Genomic DNA, 20195 nt, shown 5'->3' with positions numbered 1-20195 from the left:
AAATAAATTGATATGAAGTATTTAGTCAATCGAATAACCACCTTAGGAGTAGGCGTGTCGAAATACCCACTAGCTTGTTTTCTCTGCCTAACTGCGGCACTACCAGTGGCACACGCAGCGAACCTTCGCCTTAATATTGAAGGGCTTGAAGGCCAACTTAATCAAAACGTGCGAGTACAACTTTCTAATATATCTCAAGATGAAGTTGTACCCAATGGTCGTTTTCGAGCCCGTGTTGAGAAAGCAATTCAAGAAGGTTTAAAGCCTTTAGGTTATTATCAACCTTCCGTTGAGTTTAGTTATGAAGAAAAAACCCCGCCTGCTCGTTCTGTATTGACTGCTAAAGTAACTCCTGGAGAACCCATTTTATTGAGAGGGGTGACAGTTGAATTACAAGGTGGTGCAAAAACCGACCCTGACTATGAAAAGATGGTTAAAAAATACACACCAAAACTGGGTATTATCCAAAATGATGGTGAATATGAAGATTTCAAAGGTCGTTTTAGCAGCCTAGCTATTCGTAAAGGTTATTTTGATGCAATGATGGAGAAAAGCCAATTAGGTATTTCTCTTGACCACCATGCTGCTTATTGGGATTTTGATTTTAATAGTGGGGAGCGTTATCGCTTTGGCGCCATTTCTTATCAAGGGTCGCAAATTCGTGAAGATTATTTGAATAATCTCGCTCCGTTTAAAAAAGGGGAATATTACACCTCCGAACAACTCGCTGAGTTTAACCGTCGGTTAGCAGAAACTGGCTGGTTCTCTTCTGCGATTGTCACTCCGGACATCACAAAAGCGCGTGAGGCGGATTCCGATGTGTTACCTATGGAGGGTGTGATGGTCCCCCGCGCCAAAAACTTTATTGAACTTGGTGGCGGTTATGCAACTGATGTCGGCCCGCGCGTTAAAGCGACATGGAATAAACCTTGGGTCAATTCAAGGGGGCAAAGTTTTACATCAAGTATCAGCCTTTCTCAACCAGAGCAATTGATTGACGCTAGTTATAAAATTCCATTAAAAGCCAATCCTTTAGAGCAATACTATGCCGTTCAAGGCGGTTTTAAACGCACCGATTTAAATGATACACAATCAAATACTACGACTTTAAACGTATCTCGTAACTGGGACTACTCTTCCGGTTGGCAATATGGCGTGAATATGCGTTGGATGCTGAGTAACTTTACCCAAGCTGATGTCACTAATACGACAATGCTATTGTATCCAGGGGCTTATGTTAGTCGCATTCGTCAACGTGGTGGTGTGATGCCAAGTTGGGGGGATAGCCAACGTTATTCAATTGATTATTCGAATAAAATTTGGGGTTCAGATATCGACTTTGCTGTATTGCAAGCTAAAAATGTATGGATAAGAACCCCATGGGAGGGGCACCGTTTTGTGGTACGAGGTAATATAGGTTGGATTGAAACCAATGATTTTGACAAAGTCCCGCCAGACTTGCGTTTCTTCGCTGGTGGTGATGGTAGTGTACGTGGATATGGATATCAAAAAATCTCCCCAGAAGACAGTAAAGGTAAACTGACAGGGGCATCTAAGCTGGCTGTTGGCTCTGTTGAATACCAATATAATTTCACCGGTAATTGGTGGGGCGCCACTTTTATTGATAGCGGCGAAGCAGTAAATGATATTAAAAAGAGTGATTTTAAAACTGGCGCAGGTATAGGTGTTCGCTGGGTTTCTCCAGTAGGACCGATTAAATTTGACCTTGCAACACCAATCGGTGATTCAAATAACGACAAAATACAATTTTATATCGGTTTGGGGACTGAATTATGAGGTGGTTGAAATGGCTAAAATGGATAAGTCTTTCCATTTTATTAATTCTAGTTCTTATTATTGCGGCATTAAGTTGGGTAATTGGCACCCAATCCGGTCTTCATTTTGCTTTAAATTCAGCGACTCGCTTTGTTCCTGAATTAACGATTGATAAAATAGATGGTGATATCAGTAATTTAACGTTGACTGGCGTGAAGTATCAAATGCCAGGCATTGATGTTAATGCAGGGGAATTACATTTAGCATTACGCCTAGGCTGCCTGAAAAGCCGTGAATTATGTATTGATAACCTTAGCACTGATAATGTAATGGTAAATGTTGATACGGCGCAGTTACCGCCATCAGAAGAAGCACCTGCTTCAGAGCCACTAACTGAACTCAAAGCACCGCTAACCATTCGTTTAAACCAGCTTTCGTTAGTTTCAACTCACGTCAATGTTGATGGTATGGATATTGATTTAGCTAAATTTACCACAGGGGTAACGTGGGAAGATAAAGCTATCACAATTATTCCGACAGATATTATTGACTTGGCAATTCATTTACCTGAAACGCAACAAGATCAGGCGACGGAAGACAAACAACCCGACCCTGTACCGATTAACGAGCAAAAATCGTTAGCAGATGAACTAAAAGAATTGTTCTCAAAACCGCTACTGGCTGAATTACCTGAAATAATTTTACCTGTTAATTTAAATGTTGAGGGGATTAATGCATCGAACTTTCAATTAACTGGTGGGGCTGACGTTAAGATTAACCAATTACATCTTAGCTTGTCTAATGAGGGGCAGCAGGTACTGGTTAAACAGTTAAAAGTTGATGCGCCACAAGGTAATGTGGCTTTATCTGGAACAGCAATGTTGAAAGATAAGTGGCCAGTATCTTTATCAATATTGGGAGAGAGCCGTTTAGAGGATTTAGATGGGCAAAAAATAGATTTGTCTTTAAAGGGCGGCTTAATTGATGAACTAAAATTGGCATTGAATCTGCAAGGCCCAATTAATGCGACGTTAGATGCAGAAACTGACTTATCACAAGCGGATTTGCCAATTTTATTAACACTAAAAAGCGATAAGCTGACATGGCCTTTAGTCGGTGATGCACAGTACCAGTTAGATGGCACACGCCTACGTTTAAATGGCCGCCCATCCGCTTATGATATGTCTTTGCGTTCTGCTATTACTGGGCAAGATCTTCCTCCATCAACCTTACTCTTAGACGCCAAAGGTAATGAAGAGCAAATTAACCTTACGCGTTTACGCTTATCCGCTTTACAAGGGAATGCGGACATCACAGGGGTGGCTGACTGGAGTAAAGCAATCAGTTGGAATGCGGTGCTAACCTTGTCAGGTATCAATACCGCTAAACAATATCCCGAGTGGCCAGCGAAGGTCGATGGTAAAATTGTTACGCGCGGTAGCCTATACGGTGGGAGCTGGCAATTGCAAGTCCCTGAAATTATGCTGGATGGTAATGTAAAAAATAACTTACTGAAAGCGCGTGGGCAGGCAAAAGGCAATGCAGCCGGTCAGTGGGACATCCCTAATTTTAATTTAGCACTAGGCAAAAATAATATTGATGTAAAAGGGACGCTTGCTGATAAATGGAATCTTGATGCAAAAATTAACGCACCTGGGCTCAATGGTCTACTACCCGGTTTAGGGGGGGTGATTGTTGGTGATGTGAAATTACGGGGTAATTTGCAAACGCCAGAAGCGTTAATTGACTTAACCGCTCGCGGTGTGAAATGGCAAAATGATCTCGCTATTGATAACGTGGTTATTAAGGGTAATGTTGCTACTGGTGAGCAGATAAAAGGCGATTTATCCGTTGTCTTACGCCAATTAAAGCAAGGTGATCTGGTCATTAGTAACCTGAATCTTGACGCGAAAGGTAGTGAAAAGCAGCATACACTGAAGCTGAATGTTAAAGGTGAACCTGTCTCAGGGCAGTTATCACTCGCAGGGAGCTTTGACCGCCAAACAGAAGTGTGGAAAGGTAACCTGACCAATACGTTATTTGATACTGTTGTCGGTGAGTGGCGCTTGAATCAAGCCATGTCACTTAATTACGCTAATCAAACGCAAGAAGTGACAATTGGTCGTCATTGCTGGGTAAATCCAGATGCGCGTTTATGTGTGCCAAAACCAATTAAAGCAGGTAAAAGCGGCAGTGCTGACATTGTATTAGAACGCTTTGACTTAGCAATGATTAAACCGTTTATGCCTAAAGATACACGTGTTAGTGGTGTCTTTAGTGGCAAAGCAAATGCCATTTGGAAAGACGATGGCAGTATGCCGCAAGTGAAGTTAGATTTACGTGGCAATGACGTTAAAGCAACACAGTTTGTTGAAGGGACGCGTTTACCTATCGCATTTGATACCTTAACGTTAAGTGCAGGGCTCAAAAATGGTAAGGCAGACGTTAATTGGTTGTTTGGTTTGCAGAATAACGGCCAGATGCGCGGCAATATTCAAATTTCAGATATTGAAAAACGCCGTCTGTTAGCGGGTAATGTAGAAATCAATTCGATTACTTTAGATTTAATTAAACCGCTGCTTGGTCAAAAAGAAGTGGCTAATGGCCGCTTGAATGCCAATTTACGGCTAGGGGGCTCAGCAAATAACCCATTATTAAATGGTAATTTATCGCTTTCTAGCTTAGAAGTTCGCTCAGCGATGATCCCATTTGATATTAAAAGTGGTCATTTAGGTATTAATTTTAATGGCACTAGCTCTGTGATGAATGGGCAAATCAATACACCGGAAGGTTATTTGAATATCGATGGTGATGCTGATTGGCGTAACATTGATGCGTGGCGAGCTAAAATAATGGCGCGTGGTAATAACTTACGGGTTTCTCTGCCACCAATGATTAAGATTGATGTACAGCCGGATATTGTGTTTGATGCATCGCCATCCTTATTAACCTTGAATGGTTCTGTGACAATCCCTTGGGCAAGAATTACTGTTCAGGAATTACCTGAATCTGCGGTTAGCGCATCATCTGATGTGGTTATGCTAGATAGTGATTTAAAACCAATAGAAGAAAAAGCGCCATCAATCCCAATTCAAACCAATCTAGATATTAAAATTGGTAATGATGTTCGGTTAGATGCGTTTGGTTTGAAAGCTCGTTTGACTGGCTTGTTGAAAGTTATTCAAAATAAGCATGGCCTCAGTTTGAATGGTCAAGTTGATATTCCTGCAGGGCGTTTCCGCGCTTATGGGCAAGACTTAATCGTCCGCAAAGGCCAAATACAGTTCTCTGGCCCTGCGGATCAGCCATTCTTAAATTTAGAAGCTATCCGTAACCCAGATAACACTGCTGATGATGTTATTGCGGGTGTTAAGGTAACAGGGCTTGCAGATAAGCCGAAAGTAGAAATATTCTCTGAACCTGCCAAAACGCAACAAGAAGCACTCTCTTATCTGTTAAGAGGGGAAGGGTTAGATAGTGGTGATGCAAATGGTTCACAAATGACATCAATGCTTATTGGCCTTGGTGTTGCACAAAGTGGGCAATTAGTTGGCAAGATTGGTGAAACATTTGGGGTATCTGATTTGGCTGTTGATACCCAAGGTGTGGGGGATAGCTCCCAAGTTGTGGTGAGTGGTAAGATCACTAATGATTTACAAGTGAAGTATGGTGTTGGTATCTTTGACTCATTGGCGACGTTAACGTTACGTTATCGATTGATGCCAAAACTGTATTTAGAAGCGGTGTCTGGTGTTAACCAGGCCTTGGATCTCCTTTACCAATTTGAGTTTTAGATTATGCGTGTAATTGTTTATGGCAGCTTAAGGCAAAAGCAAGGTAATCATCACTGGATGACTTATGCTCAACTGTTAGGGGAGCATAAGCTAGAAGGCTATGAACTGTATGATCTTGGGTTTTATCCTGCGGTGGTTAAGGGGGATGGGGTGATAGAGTGCGAGGTATATCGTATTAACCCATCTATCTTAACAGAGCTAGATGAGCTAAAGAAAAACTCCCAAGATTATGCGAGGGAGCTAATTTCGACGCCATATGGCAACGCTTGGATTTATCTATATAAACATTCTGTTGATGGTCTGTGCCGCATAAAAAGTGGTGACTGGCTTAAACGTAATGAAGAAGAATAAACGTTTAGCCATTTAGGCTTTGTAGTTTGTTAATAAAATAAAAAAGCTCTGGTATTTACCAGAGCTTTTAACAATCAATGACCCTAAGGGAAAATTATTTTTTTGCAGCGCGTTCGAAAGAAGAAATAATTTCTGCTTTAGCGGCTTCTACGTTATCCCAACCGTCAACTTTAACCCATTTACCTTTTTCTAAATCTTTGTAGTGTTCAAAGAAATGGGTAATTTGTGCTTTCAGTAGTTCAGGGATATCGTTCACATCTTTAATGTGGTCGTATTCTTTGCTTAATTTAGTGTGTGGAACAGCAACTAATTTAGCGTCTTCACCTGATTCGTCAGTCATTTTTAAAACCCCAACTGGGCGACAACGAATAACTGAACCCGGCTGTAATGGGTATGGAGTAGGGACTAACACATCAACTGGGTCGCCATCTAAAGACAGAGTATTGTTGATGTAACCGTAGTTGCATGGATAGAACATTGCTGTTGACATAAAACGGTCTACAAACAGCGCGCCAGATTCTTTATCAACTTCATATTTGATAGGGTCTGCGTTAGCTGGAATTTCGATGATAACGTAGATATCTTCTGGCAGATCTTTACCTGCCGGTACATTGTTCAGGCCCATTTAAGTGTATCCTTTGTGTGAATAATGAATTTACCTGCTGACTTTTAAGCTGCTGGTGGAAACGGTATTAATGACTTATTTCCATGCAAGTTAAATCTCAGGGTAGATAACGTGGGGACATTATAGCCGTAAAAGGGGGGAAAACTCACTAGTTGGAGAAAAAAAGGGGCAAAAAAGGCGGGAAGCCCCGCCTATTAGCTAGTTATATGAATTATTCGGTGTCAGGGAACTCACGCATGAATGATTCTGCTTTCTCCACCATTGACTCTGTTCCTACGAAGAAAGGAGCACGTTGGTGTAATTCACTAGGGATAATATCCAGGATGCGGTTAGCGCCATCGCTTGCTTTACCGCCGGCTTGTTCAGCTAAGAATGCAATAGGGTTGCACTCATACAGAAGACGCAGTTTACCATTTGGATGGCTTGCTGTACTTGGGTAAATATAAATCCCCCCTTTAAGCAAGTTACGGTGGAAGTCTGCGACTAAAGAGCCAATATAGCGGGTGGTATAAGGACGGTTTGTCGCTTTATCTTCTTCTTGGCAGTATTTAATGTACTTTTTAACACCCATTGGGAACTTGATGTAGTTACCTTCGTTGATAGAGTACATTTTACCTTCTGATGGGAACATGACTTTCTCATGAGAAAGGCAGAAAACACCTAAAGAAGGATCGTAGGTAAATGCATGGACGCCAACGCCAGTGGTGTATACCAACATAGTAGAAGAACCGTAAACAACATAACCGGCAGCAACTTGGCGATGACCAGGCTGTAGAAAATCCGCTTCAGTAACTGGTTGCCCAATTGGTGTAATACGGTGATAAATTGAGAAAATTGTCCCAACGGAAACGTTTACATCGATATTTGAAGAACCATCTAATGGGTCCATTAAAACGACATACTTTGCGTTTTCAGCACGATCTCCTTCGAAAATGACAATTTCGTCTTCTTCTTCAGAGGCGATACCGGCAACTTCTCCGCGGGCTTTTAAAGCCGCTTTCAGTTTTTCGTTTGCATACAGGTCTAGCTTCATCTGGACTTCGCCTTGAATATTCGAAACACCATTGGTGCCAAGAATATCTACCAGCCCAGCCTTGTTAATATCACGATGGATAATTTTAGCGCCCAGTTTGATTGCTGATAGTAATGATGTCAGCTCACCTGTTGCATGAGGAAAATCTTGTTGCTTTTCGACGATGAATTCGCCTAATGTTTTCATGACGAAGGTCCTGAATAAAATTGACAAAGGTTTTGCGGGGTATTGTACCCTCGCGCGCAGAGAGTTTAACTAAATAAAAAAAAGATTAATAGGTTAATGCATTTATAAACCTGCTATTGATGGGTAGAATAGTGACAAACCTCATGCTAATTGGATGAAAAAGAATGCACATACATATTTTAGGTATATGCGGTACCTTTATGGGTAGCTTAGCAATATTGGCTCGTTCTCTAGGCCATAAAGTCACGGGCTCTGATGCAAATGTGTATCCACCAATGAGCACTTTGCTTGAAAATCAAGGCATTGAACTCATTCAAGGTTATGACCCTTCACAACTCGACCCAGTACCGGATATGGTGGTTATTGGTAACGCCATGACGCGTGGTAACCCTTGTGTTGAAGCTGTATTAGAAAGAGGCTTACCTTACACTTCAGGTCCTCAGTGGCTACATGACCATGTATTACCAGAACGCTGGGTGCTCGCTGTGGCAGGGACGCATGGAAAAACCACTACCGCGGGTATGTTAGCGTGGGTGTTAGAAGATTGTGGTTATAAGCCTGGTTTCCTAATTGGTGGTGTCCCCGGTAACTTTGATGTGTCGGCAAAAATAGGGGAAAGCCCATTTTTTGTTATTGAGGCAGATGAATATGATTGTGCATTTTTTGATAAGCGTTCTAAATTTGTTCATTACAGCCCGAGAACGTTAGTCCTGAATAACCTTGAATTTGACCATGCGGATATTTTCGAAAGCCTTGAGGCGATACAAAAGCAATTCCACCATCTGGTTCGTATCGTTCCAGCCAGCGGCAAAATTTTCACACCAGATAATGACAATCACTTAAAACAAGTCATTGGTATGGGCTGTTGGAGTGAACAGGAGCTTGTTGGTGGTGAGCATGGTGAGTGGCAGGCAGTAAAATTGAATCATGATGGTAGCCATTTCGAGGTTTACTATCAACAAGAGAAAGTGGGTGAAGTCACTTGGTCACAAGTGGGCAATCACAATATTCAAAATGCATTGATGGCGATAGCCGCAGCACATCATGTCGGCGTCCCCGCCAAGGAAGCTTGCCTTGCTTTGGATAAGTTTATCAATGCACGTCGGCGGTTAGAGCTGCGTGGTGTTGAGAATGGTGTGAGTGTTTATGATGATTTTGCTCATCACCCAACCGCTATCTTGGCAACATTAGAAGCATTACGTAGCAAAGTGGGGGGGACTTCACGCATTATCGCCGTACTCGAACCTCGTTCGAACACCATGAAAATGGGGATTAACAAAAATGATATTGCGCCAGCCTTAGGCCGTGCAGATGAAGTCTTTTTATTCCAACCTGCTAATATTCCGTGGATGGTAACGGATATTGCAGAGAAATGCGTGCAACCTGCTCGTTGGAGCGCTGATATTGACGCTTTGACAAATATGGTCATTGAGACGGCTCAACCTGGCGACTATATTCTCGTGATGAGCAATGGCGGGTTTGGTGGCATTCATGGCAAATTGCTTGCGGGTTTAAAGGCGAAAGCCGAAATAGAATTAGATGAGTAATGGTTTAAACCGTATTTATCTGTAAATAAGCCCCCTATCATAGTTTGTGAGATAGGGGCTTTTGGTTAATACTAACTTTCGTTAAAACCCTATTTCTTGCCGCCATTGTTGAACGCCTCGCATACTACGTTCATATTTCCTCAGCGGTGTCATAACAGTATTAAAAAACTGAAAATAGCCTTCACATAACTTATTTTTCCCCATCGAATTGATATGCGCTGGGCATCCGCCTTGGCAAACCGCTTTTACCGTACAAGATTGGCATTCTCTGCGGGTGCTTTTATTTTGCCCAAAAGGTAGCTCTATAGAATTGAGGACGAGTTCACTCAAAGGTGTTTGTTCTAAGATGTTGCCAATGTGATGGCTACTATTGATTTGGTGGTCGCAGGCAAATATTTGCCCTTGAGCTTCCATGGCCAAGTTAGTACCACAGCGTTCTGAGTGGACACAAGTCTGGCTAACATGGGTAAAATACTGGCTGTAAACGTGCTCAATGTTCATAACATGTACATTGCCAACGTGGCGTTGAGATTTCCAGTGTAAATAGATATCAGTTAAAAATTTTCCCCAATTATGAGCCGTCAATGTAAATTGATGTTCAAGCGCACTACCTTCGGTCATTAATGGTTGGAATTGAATAAATTTTACACCAAGCTGAATAAAGTGCTCATAGATGGTTTGTGCTTGATTGGCTACGGCATCATGTACAACCGTCAAGATGTTGAATTCAATATCAAACTCTTGTAGAAGCCTTATGCCCTTTAGGACGGCGTTGTAACTACCTTGCTGGCCTTTTTTGTCTAAACGATAGCGGTCATGTATTTCTTTTGGTCCATCTAAACTCACACCAATAATAAAATTATGCTGCTTTAAAAAGCGGCACCATGCAGGGGTGAGCAAGGTACCATTGGTTTGTAGACTATTAGAGATTTTCACATGCTTTGGTGCATATTTTTGCTGCAAATCAATGGCCTTTTTATAAAAATCTAACCCAGCAAGTAGGGGCTCTCCACCTTGCCACACAAAATTAATTTCTTTGCTGTAGGTTGGTTGAGAAGCAATATAATTACGGATAAAAGGTTCTAACATCTCTTTTATCATGGGTTTAGGTCTAGGTAATTGGTCTTCTGGATAATAACAATAATCACATTTCAGGTTACAACCCGCCCCAACAGGTTTAAGCAAAATATGAAAAGGGACAACCGCCCTTGTGGGCGGTGAAAACGAAGAAAGGCTATCATAAAAGGCGATTTTCATATTATTCCCCTGATTGATTCACTGAGGGAATAATACGTTTATGCGTTTTGGGGTCGATACCAATATAGTTACCTGTTTTTTCATCATAACCAATATAATCAATGGCTTCTCCTTTGGCTTCAATCACCATGCCAGTTTTAGCAAATTGTTCATATTGCTGACGAAGTTTCTCAAGGATCTTCGGATGTTGTGTTGCAACGTTTTGCGTTTCTAGCGGATCATTTTTTAAATTAAACAACTCCCATGGCGCCATTTCTGCTTTTGCCGAGTTTGGAACAAGGCGGCGTAGTTTCCAATCACCTTCAACCAAGGCTGCCTGATTATGTAATTCCATGGCAAATGAATAGCGGGTTTTAACGGGGATATCTTGGGTAAAATGTTGTTTAAAGCTAACTCCTCTAATGGGGACTGGGTTGATATTTTTAATTTTTTTATTGGGGTCAATATTGGCAAATTCATATAAGGTTGGCGCGATGTCATAAACGGCCATAGGGGTATTATCAATACTACCCGCTTTATGGATACCAAGGCCTTTGATAATGAAATTGGTATTAATGCCACCCTGTGCGCTAGTAGTTTTATGGTAATTGGCATACGGAGCATTGCTAACATTAGCCCAATGAGGGCCTGCTGAAATAAATGAATTTTTACGACCTAAGTTTTCGTAGCTATTATCAAATTGCGTCCAAAATGCAGGGTCGCCCTCGTAATAAAAGCCTTGAGCAGGGTTAGCTCCATTATCAGTGGCAAAAATAATGATGGTGTTTTTATCTCGCCCAGTTTCTTTTAGCGTCTGGAATACATTGCCAATTTGCTCATCCATATTAGCTATCATGGCGGCGTAGACTTGCATGGTTTTAGCGGCATAGCGTTTTTCTTCGGGGGTGAGTTGTTCCCATTCTTTATCTAAATCAAGGTGAGGCATCGGTGTTTTATCTGTAATAATCCCGATTTCTTTTAATCGGTTGATTCTCTGCCGGTAAATTTTCCCATAGCCTTCATCATATTGACCGTCAAAACGCTGGGTCCAGTCATCTGGTGCTTGTAGGGGGTCATGGGGAGCCGTGAAGGCTAAATAAGCAAAAATGGGCTGTTCACTGGGTGTTTCTTTGATCCATTTTTCAAGTTGTTGTGCATAAGCTTCGCTGGAGTAAAAATTCGCAGGTAAAGCGGTTTTCTTACCATTTAACGTGTAATAGGTATGGAAACTTTCAACGGTACCAAGAGGAACTGCATCATCAAAATGGCTAGTGCCACCTCCCATAAAGGCAAAAGCTTGGTTAAAACCCCTATCGGTTGGCTTGGAGCCAGAACTGTAGCCTAAGTGCCATTTCCCTGACATCAGTGTGTTATAGCCAGCATCTTGGAAACGCTCGGCCATGGTAACAACGCGATCAGTTAGCCGTAATTCATAGCCTGGTTCACCGACTGTATTTTCGTACCACCACATTCCACCGATACCAGCTTGCTGATTGGTGGCGCCAGTGAGTAGCATGGAGCGTGCAGGTGCAGACATCGGTGAGGTGTAATACTGGCTCATTCTGACACCTTGTTCTGCCATTGTTTGTAAATTAGGTGTCGGGATCTCACCGCCAAAAGGACTGATATCGGAATACCCCATATCGTCGGCGATAATGATTAAAATATTAGGTTTTTCAAGGGGGGCGCTGTAAGCAAAGTTTGATATTGCACTGCTTAATGCAACGGCTAATAGTGTTTTTTTGATCATTCCACGGCCTCAATTGTTAATAAATTGTTTCATTAACATTAGATATTGTTGCTATGGATGACTATCGTTCTTTGGAATTATATCTATGGTATAAATGAAAGCTTAATTAACACTCAAGGAAGGCACAGAAATAGGGCATTGTGTGACAGCTAAGCTCAACGTGATTGGGGCATTCATTTCTTTTTTGAGACTGCCCATATAACAATCTAATGAATCTGTAAAAAGATGGAATAAGCAACCTACAGCGACAGCCTTGAGCTTCCATGAAGGCATAAATAATAACACCACATAAGCAATAGCAGCCCAAAGGGAATGAAGAGGATGAAAGCCAATACCGCAACGCTCAGGGTCGAAAATTGGATCTGCTAATAGGTGGTCTAAATCGATAGCCATAGTCGCTATCATGATTAACGCTGCGATCTTCCAATTTTTTCGCCAAAATAAATAAGCAAATAGAATTGGCATCAAAAAATGGAAACCATAATGTACGAGGTTACGGAAAATGTCGAATAACACAGCGAAGTCCCAAAGCAGTTAGGGGGCAGAAAAAACAGAGGGAAATAAGACTCCCCTCTTCATATCAATGAATATCGATAAAATTATAATTCTTGTTCAAACAACGCTAAGATAGCTTCATACAGTTCTTGCGTTGTGAAGTTATTTGCAGGCGTAGAGAAAATCGTGTCATCTCCCGCGATACTGCCTAAAATCCCCTCCGCTTTCCCCAAAGAGTCTAGTAAACGTGCAATAAGTTGTGCGGCACCTGGGCTAGTTCTAATGACGACAACTGAAGGGTTATAGTCAATATCCAACACCAAATTTTTGAGAGGGCTGGTAGCAGTAGGAACACCGGGCTCTGTCGGTAGGCAATACACCATTTCCATTTTTGCATTACGGGTGCGAACCGCACCAAATTTTGTCAGCATTCTGGAAATTTTTGATTGATTGATGTTTTCGAAGCCTTCTTCTTGGAGAGCTGTGACAATTTCAGCTTGTGAGCTGAATTTCTCTTCTTTCAATAGGGCTTTAAAAGCCTTAACCAAGTCTTCTTGTTTAGACGGAGTGCGCATAATTAACCCATTCTTCGGCATTAAACTGAGTTGTATTATCCGTAAATGTGCATTTTTATGCAACAAAATTGCGTTATGATGATTTTATAAACAGTATTCAATGTGCCCTTGAGTTAAAGAGCCATGGAGAGGTTAATGATAAACATTAATTTATCTTGTTTGCCCATAGTTAAGCGTCAGCATAATAGGCTAATGAACTTACGCAATAAATATTGTAAAATTGTTGTTAATAAAAATGATTTTGTTTGAATAATAAACAGTAAAAACAACTTATTGTGCGAAAATCAATAGTAAGAAAAACTATTTGTTAAAAAAGTGCCCGTTATCTCATTAACAGATAAGGAATTTGTTTAGAATACTGGCAATTAGTAGACAAGTTCTCTAGCGTTAAACTCTCTCTCTATCTGTTAACAAATTGTTTTTTATACGTAATGTGTTAAGTGTATAACAAATAAAGTGATATCTTTTTAAAGTACAAATTAAGGAGTTTCAGAATGAAAGTTGCAGTCCTAGGTGCAGCAGGTGGTATCGGTCAGGCTCTAGCCCTTCTTCTCAAAAACCAGCTCCCAGCAGGTTCAGAACTCTCCCTCTACGACATCGCACCAGTAACGCCAGGTGTTGCTGCTGACTTAAGCCACATCCCTACTGATGTTAAAGTAACAGGTTTTGCTGGTGAAGATGCAAAACCGGCGCTAAAAGGTGCAGATATTGTTCTTATTTCAGCGGGTGTTGCGCGTAAACCAGGCATGGATCGCTCTGACCTGTTTAATATTAACGCGGGTATTGTTCGTAATCTGGTCCAACAAATCGCTGAAACTTGCCCGAAAGCGTTAATTGGTATTATTACTAACCCTGTGAATACTACAGTTGCAATTGCAGCAGAAGTACTGAAAAAAGCAGGTGTTTACGACAAGAATCGTTTATTCGGTGTGACAACACTGGATATTATTCGTTCTAATACTTTTGTTGCTGAATTAAAAGGCAAAAATGTCAATGACATCGAAGTTCCTGTAATCGGCGGTCACTCAGGTGTGACAATTCTTCCTTTATTATCACAAATTGAAGGTGTTAGCTTCACTGACGAAGAAGTTGCAGCTCTGACTAAGCGTATCCAAAATGCAGGTACAGAAGTTGTTGAAGCTAAAGCCGGTGGCGGGTCAGCGACTCTGTCTATGGGCCAAGCAGCAGCACGCTTAGGCTTATCTTTAATTCGCGGCCTACAAGGCGAAAGCAATATTGTTGAATGTGTTTACACCGAAGGTGATGGTGAGCACGCACGCTTCTTCGCACAACCAGTTGTTTTAGGTAAAAATGGTATCGAAAAACACTTACCAGTGGGTAAATTAAGTGCGTTTGAAGAAAATGCGCTAAAAGAAATGTTAAGTGTATTAAAAGCAGACATTGAGTTAGGCGAAAAATTTATTAACGGCTAATGCCAATTAATTTTTTCTAACTAAAAAAAGGTTGAGTTCAAGTCTATAGAACTCAACCTTTTTATTTTTGTCACACCACGCCACGGTATTCTTCACCTCATGTACTGACTCCAATGAAGATCTATGAGTACTTATTTCCCATAGTAATGGATGCAAAATAGACGCCAGCCAATATTGTATAGGGGCTAATTGTTTTACTCATTTATAATCGATGATGTAAGCAAGTGGTTTTTGGCTGCTTAATGATATGGGGCATCTTATTGTTAGTTAATGGGCTGTAGGGGAAATATTGAGATTGCAAATCGAGTGAAGAAATATAGATGACTTAATATAACGCCCCATCAATAAGGTTTTTGGGTTTAGATAAAAATTGTCTCAACTTAATCAATTAGTATTAATCAGTTAGTATAAGAATATAAAGCCACCGATAATAACTCATAACAATGGCTTTATATTCATTATTTTTTTAGCTTTCTACTTGTGTTTTATCTCTGACTTTCCTTTCTAATAAGTTCCCCGAGATAGGGTCATAATACCGACTAGGCCAAATTTCAGAAGGATGGATACCTAAAAAATTGGCAATGATCCATTCCCCTTTAGGCCAAGGGCGTGATAGTGCATTCGCTAACGTAGAAGAGCTAAGACCTGCCTCTCTAGAAATAGCGGCCAGAGTTGTTCCACGCTTACGTAAAGCGGCGATGATGTCTGCTGGATGCCAGTCCGACTTCCGTAAAATCATTTTTTAGTCCTTTTTTCGCTCAGAATAATGTAGAGTTAATGGTACGAGTAACGGGAAACTGTGATACATTCAGTACAAACTCCCTGTTATTGGAAATAAAATAACAGAAATTTCCCAAAATAATTTCCAGTTTTTTCTAAAAACTTCATTTTATGAAACTGTCGGGGTTTTTGTGAAACTAAATAGAAAGTCAGTGTTAATAATTGTGAATTAGGATAAAACTTTGAAATTAAAACTAACTCTTTCGAGTTAGTAGTGGAAATGGCGTATTTAATGTTATCCGTTACTTGTATTAGTAATATATATAAATTACTCAATAAAATTAGTTAAATTATTAGCGAGTAAATCATTTAATTATCTGTTATTAAAAGAAATTAGAATACTAATAACAAATATTATTTGTATATTATTATTTGTAGTTATAAATAAAATGAATGAGTTAATGTTTTTAAGAAAATATAGATAGTTTTCAGCAACTAGAAATAAATTGTCATCATGACTAGGAGGGTCAGCATGTACAAGGAATGGCTAACTGCAAAGGAGTTGGTTGGGTTGCAAGGGCTTCCCATGACGACTCAAGGCATTAATGCGATGGCAAGGCGAGAAAATTGGGTCAGCCGTAAAAGGCGGGGGATTCAAGGAAAAGCGTTGGAATATCATATTAGTTCTTTGCCTATCGATATTTTTGAAAGCCAGTTTGTGAATGAAACTTCTGCACCTTATCAAGTCAAACGAAATGATAATTCGTTTATTTGGCAGGAGGCATATAACCAGCTTTCTAACGAGGAGCGTGACATTATTTTGACATTCATTATGCGTGAAGGGGCTTTAGCACTAATCGATTTAATTAATAATAAATAGTTTACAAATACTTAAGATGCAAATAATTAGTATATAAAAATAATATTATATTGAGTCTAAAATTTTTTTAACAGTTGACGATTTGGTAAAGCTGCAACAGCAGGTTTCATAATATAAGCGTGAAAGTGAAAATATGAAAAAATTGTGGTTCACTGCAAAAGAATTAGCAGGGCTAGAAGGTCTCCCTACATCGCCTCAGGGGGTAAACCTAATGGCAAGACGAGAAGGCTGGAAGCATCGTCGCAAACGGGGCGTTCAAGGTAAGGCTGTTGAATATTATGTAGAGAGCTTACCTGATGAAATTCAAGGGCAACTCAGTTTATGTGAGCCATCGGTGACTTACCAAAGCCAAAGAATAGATGCACTGCAAATTTGGTCAGAAGCCTATTACCAATTGACGGAGGCTGAACGCAATAAAATTGTCAAACATATCTTGCGTTACGGCTTATCATCACTTCTTGCTCAAATTGGTGAAGAAGAGAAAGAGGAAAAATAACTCCTCTTTCTCGCATCGCATGAGTGAATCTTAGGAATGGCGTTGTATGGCAATGTGCGCTAGGCCAATTAATGCTTCTTTATAGATAGAATCATCAATAACATCTAGCATATCAATGGCTTTTTGTGCCTCTTCTTGTGCGCGGGCATAGGTATACTCAAGGGAGCCACAACGTTTCATCGTTGCGAGGACGGTATCTAATAAGTGGCGTCCATTGCCTTGCTCGATCGCTTGGCGGATCAAAGCAGATTCTTCTTCATTACCATGTTGCATGGCGTGAAGAAGAGGGAGCGTTGGTTTACCCTCATCAAGATCGTCACCTGTATTTTTACCTAATTGCGCATTATCTGCATCGTAATCCAAAAGATCATCAATGAGTTGAAATGCCGTACCAATATAACGACCATAATCTTGCAAGGCTTTTTCTTGCTCTGGCGTCGCATTGGCTAAAATAGCAGAAGCATGAGCTGCAGCTTCAAATAAACGCGCCGTTTTACTGTAGATCACTTGCATGTAGTTTTCTTCAGTAATATTGGGATCGTTACAGTTCATCAACTGTAATACTTCCCCTTCGGCGATCACATTAGTCGCTTCAGACATCAGCTTTAACACCCGCATTGAATCAAGATCTGTCATCATCTGGAAGGATCGAGTGTAAATAAAATCACCGACAAGAACACTTGCCGCATTACCAAAAACGGCATTAGCGGTTTGTTTTCCACGACGCATATCGGATTCATCGACAACATCATCATGCAATAACGTTGCGGTATGAATGAACTCGATCAAGGCTGCGACTTGGGTATGCTTATGACCAGAATAGCCGAGTGCTCGCCCTGCAAGCACAGCGATCATTGGCCGGATCCTTTTGCCACCACCACTGACAATGTAATGACCAAGTTGGTTAATTAGCGCAACATCTGAATTCAATTGACTGAGAATAGCCTCGTTTACCGCAGACATATCTTCAGTTGTTAGTTCAATAATAGATTCTAAATTCATCGTAATTTATTCATATTATTAGTTTTTGGTTCATTCCCTGAATAAAAAATCGGGAGACCGATATAACAGTTATGGTATTAGCATAACATTATTAATAATAAGATTATCAGGTGTGATGCAAAAAATGTTTAAATAAGTAACAATTGAAGCAATAAGCGTGAAATCAATGCTCAAAAACGGTTATTGAGAAAAAAGTCGTATTTTTTGTCATCTAACCGCATTATAGGCTTGTGTTCTGATGCTTTTTTGCGTAGAATTCGCGCCCTATTGTGAATATTTTATAGCGTGCTCTGGAATTGAGATATTTAACGGGTACGCGGAAAGCGGAGTTAATATGTACGCGGTTTTCCAAAGTGGTGGTAAACAACACCGAGTTAGCGAAGGTCAAACTGTCCGCCTAGAAAAGCTGGACATCGCAACAGGTGAAACTGTTGAATTTGATCAAGTTCTGATGGTTGCTAATGGCGATGAGATCCAAATCGGCGCTCCTGTCGTTGAAGGCGTTAAAGTGAAAGCGGAAGTTGTTGCACACGGCCGTGGCGAAAAAGTAAAAATCGTCAAGTTCCGTCGTCGTAAACATAGCCGTAAACAACAGGGTCATCGTCAGTGGTTCACTGATGTTAAGATCACTGTCATCGCTTAAGATTTAGGAGAGCAGATTAATGGCACACAAAAAGGCTGGTGGTTCGACTCGTAACGGTCGTGACTCAGAAGCAAAACGTTTAGGTGTTAAACGTTTTGGTGGTGAAGCTGTATTAGCAGGTAGCATCATCGTTCGTCAACGTGGTACTAAGTTCCACGCAGGTAACAACGTAGGTTGTGGCCGTGACCACACTCTATTCGCATTAGCGGATGGTAAAGTTAAATTTGAAGTTAAAGGTCCAAACAATCGTAAATTTATCAGCATCGAAGCTGAATAAGTTTTCTGATCTTTAATTCAGAATTAAAGCCCTGCAAAAAACTTTTGCGGGGCTTTTTATATTCAGGCATTTTGTTTCTAATGAAGTGCACTCGTATTAAAAAATACGCCATCTCTGAGTAAAACAGCCATCCAGCGTTATATGGCTCAGAAACGGAGAGAGAATTATGAAATTTGTAGATGAAGCCAAAATATTAGTCGTGGCAGGAGATGGTGGCAATGGTTGTGTCAGCTTCCGCCGTGAAAAATACATTCCGAAAGGGGGACCTGACGGAGGTGATGGTGGTGATGGTGGTGATGTTTACTTGCAAGCAGATGAAAACCTCAACACCCTGATCGACTATCGCTTTGAAAAATCATTTCGTGCAGAACGTGGGCAAAATGGTCAAAGTCGTGAGTGTACCGGTAAGCGTGGTCAAGATATCACGGTTAAAGTCCCTGTAGGAACGCGTGTACGCGATTTAGGCACTAATGAAATCCTTTGTGACATGACCCGCCATGAACAGCGCCATATGGTTGCTAAAGGCGGCTTTCATGGCCTTGGGAATACACGTTTTAAATCTTCAGTAAATCGAGCTCCACGTCAACGTACTATGGGGACGAAGGGCGAAACTCGCGAAATACTGTTAGAACTGATGCTATTAGCTGACGTAGGCATGTTGGGTATGCCAAACGCAGGTAAATCAACATTTATACGTTCTGTATCAGCCGCTAAGCCAAAGGTAGCTGATTATCCATTCACAACTTTAGTGCCAAGCCTAGGTGTGGTGCGTATGGATAACGAACAAAGTTTTGTGGTCGCGGATATTCCTGGGTTGATCGAAGGCGCTGCGGAAGGAGCAGGTCTTGGGATCCAATTCCTGAAACACTTAGAACGTTGTCGTGTTTTATTACACTTGATCGACATCTGTCCTATTGATGAATCAGATCCTGTCGAAAATGCCAAGATCATCATCAGTGAACTAGAAAAATACAGTGAAAAACTGGCTGCGAAGCCTCGCTGGTTAGTCTTTAATAAGATCGATATCTTAGGTGAAGAAGAATCCGCACAACGCGCAGCAGAAATTGCTAAAGCAATGGGTTGGGAAGATAAATATTACATGATATCAGCAGTTAACCATGAAGGTGTAAAAGCACTTTGTTGGGACATCATGGAATTTATGAATACTCAGCCACGCGATATGGCAACCACTGAAGATGCTCCGCAACCAGAAAAAGTCGAGTTCATGTGGGATGATTATCACAAAGAACAGCTTTCTGGCGCTGAAGATATTGATGATGACTGGGATGACGATTGGGATGAAGATGACGACGAAGGCGTCGAAATCATTTACCAGAAATAGTTATCGTTGAGACATAAAAAAGGCGCAAAGGCGC

At 40.9% G+C, this 20195-nt stretch carries 18 protein-coding genes; 10 read left to right on the top strand and 8 right to left on the bottom strand.

The window, feature by feature from the left end; genetic code table 11:
* Positions 1–54 precede the first annotated feature (54 nt).
* Genes tamA through ACPEH5_RS14955 form a run of 3 tightly spaced genes read left to right on the top strand, consistent with a single transcriptional unit; the run spans position 55 to position 5921 of the window.
* Entirely contained in the window at positions 55–1797 is a 1743-nt protein-coding gene (gene tamA, locus ACPEH5_RS14965; protein WP_166686942.1) for an autotransporter assembly complex protein TamA, read from the top strand.
* A complete protein-coding gene (tamB, locus tag ACPEH5_RS14960; protein WP_210787081.1) occupies positions 1794–5570 on the top strand; it encodes an autotransporter assembly complex protein TamB in 3777 nt (1258 codons plus the stop codon). Before tamA ends, tamB begins: the two co-directional genes overlap by 4 nt.
* 3 nt (positions 5571–5573) lie before the next feature.
* Positions 5574–5921: a gamma-glutamylcyclotransferase family protein gene (locus tag ACPEH5_RS14955; RefSeq protein WP_281110878.1), complete on the top strand. Its 348-nt coding sequence runs from the start codon at positions 5574–5576 to the stop codon at positions 5919–5921.
* A gap of 94 nt (positions 5922–6015) precedes the next feature.
* On the opposite strand, the gene ppa is transcribed toward ACPEH5_RS14955, so the two are convergent.
* Both ppa and fbp read right to left on the bottom strand, forming a co-directional pair.
* The gene (gene ppa / locus ACPEH5_RS14950; protein ID WP_042845770.1) at positions 6016–6546 is read right to left on the bottom strand and encodes an inorganic diphosphatase; all 531 of its coding nucleotides are present in this window, start codon (positions 6544–6546) and stop codon (positions 6016–6018) included.
* 211 nt (positions 6547–6757) lie between these two features.
* Complete coding sequence (gene fbp, locus ACPEH5_RS14945; RefSeq protein WP_042845769.1) at positions 6758–7765, bottom strand: class 1 fructose-bisphosphatase; 1008 nt, start codon at positions 7763–7765, stop codon at positions 6758–6760.
* Between the two features lie 164 nt (positions 7766–7929).
* Between fbp and mpl the strand changes: the two genes are divergently transcribed.
* Positions 7930–9312 (top strand): UDP-N-acetylmuramate:L-alanyl-gamma-D-glutamyl-meso-diaminopimelate ligase, encoded by a 1383-nt coding sequence (gene mpl / locus ACPEH5_RS14940; RefSeq protein ID WP_042845766.1) that lies wholly within the window; start codon positions 7930–7932, stop codon positions 9310–9312.
* Between the two features lie 81 nt (positions 9313–9393).
* Here the strand turns inward: mpl and ACPEH5_RS14935 are convergent, their stop codons facing one another.
* From ACPEH5_RS14935 to argR, 4 genes are all read right to left on the bottom strand, one after another.
* Entirely contained in the window at positions 9394–10569 is a 1176-nt protein-coding gene (locus ACPEH5_RS14935) for an anaerobic sulfatase maturase (RefSeq protein WP_166686944.1), read from the bottom strand.
* 1 nt (position 10570) lies between these two features.
* Positions 10571–12295, bottom strand: a complete 1725-nt coding sequence (locus ACPEH5_RS14930) for an arylsulfatase (RefSeq protein ID WP_071548887.1) — start codon at positions 12293–12295, stop codon at positions 10571–10573.
* A 105-nt stretch (positions 12296–12400) separates the two neighbouring features.
* The gene (locus tag ACPEH5_RS14925; RefSeq protein WP_052219328.1) at positions 12401–12814 is read right to left on the bottom strand and encodes a DUF6122 family protein; all 414 of its coding nucleotides are present in this window, start codon (positions 12812–12814) and stop codon (positions 12401–12403) included.
* Between the two features lie 83 nt (positions 12815–12897).
* Positions 12898–13368, bottom strand: a complete 471-nt coding sequence (gene argR / locus ACPEH5_RS14920; protein WP_042845763.1) for a transcriptional regulator ArgR — start codon at positions 13366–13368, stop codon at positions 12898–12900.
* A gap of 494 nt (positions 13369–13862) precedes the next feature.
* On the opposite strand from argR, the gene mdh reads away from it, so the two are divergent.
* Positions 13863–14801: a malate dehydrogenase gene (gene mdh, locus ACPEH5_RS14915; protein WP_042845761.1), complete on the top strand. Its 939-nt coding sequence runs from the start codon at positions 13863–13865 to the stop codon at positions 14799–14801.
* A gap of 466 nt (positions 14802–15267) precedes the next feature.
* Here mdh and ACPEH5_RS14910 read toward each other — a convergent pair whose 3' ends face one another.
* Positions 15268–15540 carry a helix-turn-helix domain-containing protein gene (locus tag ACPEH5_RS14910; protein WP_042845755.1) on the bottom strand — a complete coding sequence of 91 codons (273 nt, stop codon included), beginning with the start codon at positions 15538–15540 and terminating at the stop codon, positions 15268–15270.
* A gap of 513 nt (positions 15541–16053) precedes the next feature.
* On the opposite strand from ACPEH5_RS14910, the gene ACPEH5_RS14905 reads away from it, so the two are divergent.
* Positions 16054–16401: a DNA-binding protein gene (locus ACPEH5_RS14905; protein ID WP_042845753.1), complete on the top strand. Its 348-nt coding sequence runs from the start codon at positions 16054–16056 to the stop codon at positions 16399–16401.
* A 133-nt stretch (positions 16402–16534) separates the two neighbouring features.
* Positions 16535–16897, top strand: a complete 363-nt coding sequence (locus tag ACPEH5_RS14900) for a DNA-binding protein (RefSeq protein WP_042845752.1) — start codon at positions 16535–16537, stop codon at positions 16895–16897.
* Positions 16898–16927: 30 nt separating this feature from the next.
* Here ACPEH5_RS14900 and ispB read toward each other — a convergent pair whose 3' ends face one another.
* Positions 16928–17899, bottom strand: coding sequence for an octaprenyl diphosphate synthase (ispB, locus tag ACPEH5_RS14895; protein WP_281110876.1), 972 nt, complete (start codon positions 17897–17899; stop codon positions 16928–16930).
* Between the two features lie 334 nt (positions 17900–18233).
* Between ispB and rplU the strand changes: the two genes are divergently transcribed.
* From rplU to cgtA, 3 genes are all read left to right on the top strand, one after another.
* A complete protein-coding gene (gene rplU, locus ACPEH5_RS14890; protein WP_004905925.1) occupies positions 18234–18542 on the top strand; it encodes a 50S ribosomal protein L21 in 309 nt (102 codons plus the stop codon).
* Positions 18543–18561: 19 nt separating this feature from the next.
* On the top strand, positions 18562–18819 hold the full coding sequence (rpmA, locus tag ACPEH5_RS14885; protein WP_004905922.1) for a 50S ribosomal protein L27: 258 nt from the start codon (positions 18562–18564) through the stop codon (positions 18817–18819).
* A 166-nt stretch (positions 18820–18985) separates the two neighbouring features.
* Positions 18986–20161, top strand: a complete 1176-nt coding sequence (gene cgtA, locus ACPEH5_RS14880) for an Obg family GTPase CgtA (protein ID WP_042845750.1) — start codon at positions 18986–18988, stop codon at positions 20159–20161.
* The last annotated feature ends 34 nt before the right edge of the window (positions 20162–20195 follow it).

Origin of the sequence: Providencia sp. NPDC089933, assembly GCF_049545585.1 — a bacterium.
GTDB lineage: Bacteria > Pseudomonadota > Gammaproteobacteria > Enterobacterales > Enterobacteriaceae > Providencia > Providencia huashanensis.
Note: the sequence above shows the minus strand (reverse complement) of the source record. Positions and strands in the feature narration are given on the sequence as shown.

Coding starts and splice junctions, on each gene's coding strand:
- mdh (WP_042845761.1), top strand. CDS start 13,863: ATGAAAGTTGCAGTCCTAGGTGCAGCAGGTGGTATCGGTCAGGCTCTA.
- tamB (WP_210787081.1), top strand. CDS start 1,794: ATGAGGTGGTTGAAATGGCTAAAATGGATAAGTCTTTCCATTTTATTA.
- ispB (WP_281110876.1), bottom strand. CDS start 17,899: ATGAATTTAGAATCTATTATTGAACTAACAACTGAAGATATGTCTGCG.
- ACPEH5_RS14905 (WP_042845753.1), top strand. CDS start 16,054: ATGTACAAGGAATGGCTAACTGCAAAGGAGTTGGTTGGGTTGCAAGGG.
- rplU (WP_004905925.1), top strand. CDS start 18,234: ATGTACGCGGTTTTCCAAAGTGGTGGTAAACAACACCGAGTTAGCGAA.
- ACPEH5_RS14910 (WP_042845755.1), bottom strand. CDS start 15,540: ATGATTTTACGGAAGTCGGACTGGCATCCAGCAGACATCATCGCCGCT.
- ACPEH5_RS14900 (WP_042845752.1), top strand. CDS start 16,535: ATGAAAAAATTGTGGTTCACTGCAAAAGAATTAGCAGGGCTAGAAGGT.
- ppa (WP_042845770.1), bottom strand. CDS start 6,546: ATGGGCCTGAACAATGTACCGGCAGGTAAAGATCTGCCAGAAGATATC.
- argR (WP_042845763.1), bottom strand. CDS start 13,368: ATGCGCACTCCGTCTAAACAAGAAGACTTGGTTAAGGCTTTTAAAGCC.
- fbp (WP_042845769.1), bottom strand. CDS start 7,765: ATGAAAACATTAGGCGAATTCATCGTCGAAAAGCAACAAGATTTTCCT.
- ACPEH5_RS14935 (WP_166686944.1), bottom strand. CDS start 10,569: ATGAAAATCGCCTTTTATGATAGCCTTTCTTCGTTTTCACCGCCCACA.
- cgtA (WP_042845750.1), top strand. CDS start 18,986: ATGAAATTTGTAGATGAAGCCAAAATATTAGTCGTGGCAGGAGATGGT.
- mpl (WP_042845766.1), top strand. CDS start 7,930: ATGCACATACATATTTTAGGTATATGCGGTACCTTTATGGGTAGCTTA.
- ACPEH5_RS14955 (WP_281110878.1), top strand. CDS start 5,574: ATGCGTGTAATTGTTTATGGCAGCTTAAGGCAAAAGCAAGGTAATCAT.
- rpmA (WP_004905922.1), top strand. CDS start 18,562: ATGGCACACAAAAAGGCTGGTGGTTCGACTCGTAACGGTCGTGACTCA.